2 protein-coding genes and 3 tRNA genes are annotated in these 2,088 nt (G+C 73.9%); 2 read left to right on the forward strand and 3 right to left on the reverse strand.

The annotated features are described in order from the left end of the window. Window positions 1-29 precede the first annotated feature (29 nt). From ACWENR_RS30605 to ACWENR_RS30615, 3 genes are all read right to left on the reverse strand, one after another. A tRNA-Val gene (locus ACWENR_RS30605) sits at window positions 30-104 on the reverse strand. Between the two features lie 13 nt (window positions 105-117). Beyond that, window positions 118-188: transfer RNA gene (locus ACWENR_RS30610), tRNA-Cys, on the reverse strand. A gap of 34 nt (window positions 189-222) precedes the next feature. Next, window positions 223-295: transfer RNA gene (locus ACWENR_RS30615), tRNA-Gly, on the reverse strand. Between the two features lie 293 nt (window positions 296-588). Between ACWENR_RS30615 and ACWENR_RS30620 the strand changes: the two genes are divergently transcribed. Next, window positions 589-1,191, forward strand: coding sequence for a TetR/AcrR family transcriptional regulator (locus ACWENR_RS30620; RefSeq protein ID WP_452280415.1), 603 nt, complete (start codon window positions 589-591; stop codon window positions 1,189-1,191). 187 nt (window positions 1,192-1,378) lie between these two features. Continuing rightward, a complete protein-coding gene (locus ACWENR_RS30625; protein WP_452280416.1) occupies window positions 1,379-1,954 on the forward strand; it encodes a TIGR03086 family metal-binding protein in 576 nt (191 codons plus the stop codon). Window positions 1,955-2,088 lie beyond the last annotated feature (134 nt).

A 2,088-nucleotide genomic window follows, 5' to 3' on the forward strand; every position in this document is an offset into this window, starting at 1 on the left:
CGTCACCATCAGGTGACGGGCCTTCGTGCTGGTGGGCGATACTGGGTTTGAACCAGTGACCTCTTCCGTGTCAAGGAAGCGCGCTCCCACTGCGCCAATCGCCCTCGTCTGTTACCGAGGTGGGGACGGGATTTGAACCCGCGTACACGGCTTTGCAGGCCGTTGCCTCGCCTCTCGGCCACCCCACCGAGGTTGCCCCCGTCATGCGTGGCGGCATCTCCGAGCGGACGACGGGATTCGAACCCGCGACCCTCACCTTGGCAAGGTGATGCGCTACCAGCTGCGCTACGTCCGCTTGTCTCCGGCGTTAACCGGTGACGGGTGAGAACTTTAGCCGAGCCGGCGAGCGGTTGCCAAATCGGGGTGACGGTCGGCGCGTCCAGGGGTGGCGGACCGCCCCGCGCCTGAGCTTCCTAGGAGACTGGGTTGTGACGACGCGCCCCTCCCGCGTCGACGCCGGACGGGGACCGCGCGCCCCGCAGGAACGCCCGGAACCGGTCGAAACTGTCCGGCTTCCGACTCTTTGGAGGGCGGCCCGGCCGTGATCGGTGACTGCCTGTGTTCAAGATGATGGGCTACGGTAACGAAGTGACGAGACGTGCGGCCGAGATCCGCCTGGATGCCCTGCTGCGCACCGCCTGCGACGTGATCGTGGAACGCGGCCTTGCCAACACGCGCACGGCCGACGTGGCGCAGGCGGCCGGGGTGAGCCAGGCGCTGGTCTTCTACCACTTCGCCACGAAGGACCGGCTGCTCGCGCAGGCGTTCGCGTACGCAGTTGAGCAGGACCTGGCCCGGCTGGACGCGGTGATGCGGTCCAGCGCCCCGCCCCTGACCAAGCTGCGCCGGATCGTGAAGCTCTACACCCCGGCCGGCCGGGCCACGTCCTGGGCGATGTGGATCGACGGCTGGGCGGAGTCGCTGCGTACGCCGGAGCTGGAGAAGGTCTCCCGCCGGCTCGACCTGCGCTGGCGGGAGGACCTGGCGGCGGTGATCTCGCAGGGGGTCCGCGACGGCACCTTCGAGTGCGCCGACCCGGCGGGCGCCGCGTGGCGGATCAGCGCCGTGATGGACGGCCTGGCCGTGCAGCTCGCGGTGCACGACCGGGTCATCTCCCGCCGCCAGTTCGCCGAGTGGGTCCGCCTGGTCACCGCCCGCGAGCTGGGGCTGGACCCGGAGCAGCTCGACTGATCCGACCCGCGAGGGCCGCCGCGGCGGCCCGGACGGGCGGCCCGACCCGGACGGCGGACAGCGCGCCCAGCCGGTGTGACGACCTGCGCCCCGCCGGTCCGGCGGCCCGGGCCCGGACGGCGGAACGGCTCGGCGCGGACCGGCAAAACGGCTCGGCGGGGGGACGCCAGCCGGAACAATCGTCGGCATGGACCCGCTGGAGACGTACCGCCGCAGCCTGGCCGAGTTCACCGAGCGGGTGGAACTGGTCGGGCCCGGGCAGTGGTCGGACCCGACCCCCTGCCCCGACTGGGACGTCCGGACGCTGGTCAACCACGTCGTCGGCGAGGACCGCTGGAGCGTTCCGCTGCTCGCCGGCCGGACGATCGCGGACGTCGGCGACCGCTACGAGGGCGACCTGCTCGGCCCGGACCCGGTCGGCGCGGCCCGGGAGGCGGCGGCACAGGCGGAGCTGGCCTTCACCCACCCCGGGGCGCTGGACCGCACCGTCGCGCTCTCCGCCGGCGAGACCCCGGCGGACGAGTACCTGCGCCAGCTCACCGCGGAGCACCTGATCCACGGGTGGGACCTGGCCGTGGCGATCGGCGCGGACCCCCGGCTGGACGCGGACGCCGTCGCCGAGTGCGCCCGCTGGTTCGGCCGGCGCGTCGACGACTACCGGCGGGGCGGGCTGGTCCGGCCGGAGGTCGACCTGCCGGCGGAGGCCGACCGGCAGGACCGGCTCGTGGCCGCCTTCGGCCGCGACCCGGACTGGGCGCCGTAACCGGGCCACCGACACCCCTGGAAGGCGCACCGCCGGACGGCCACCACCCCGATCGGGCGCGGCGACCGCGACGCCACCGGCCGTGCGCCCCGGCCGGGTGAGCGCCCCGGACGCCGCACCGCCCGGCCGACCCC

Source organism: Micromonospora sp. NPDC004336 (genome assembly GCF_053602615.1).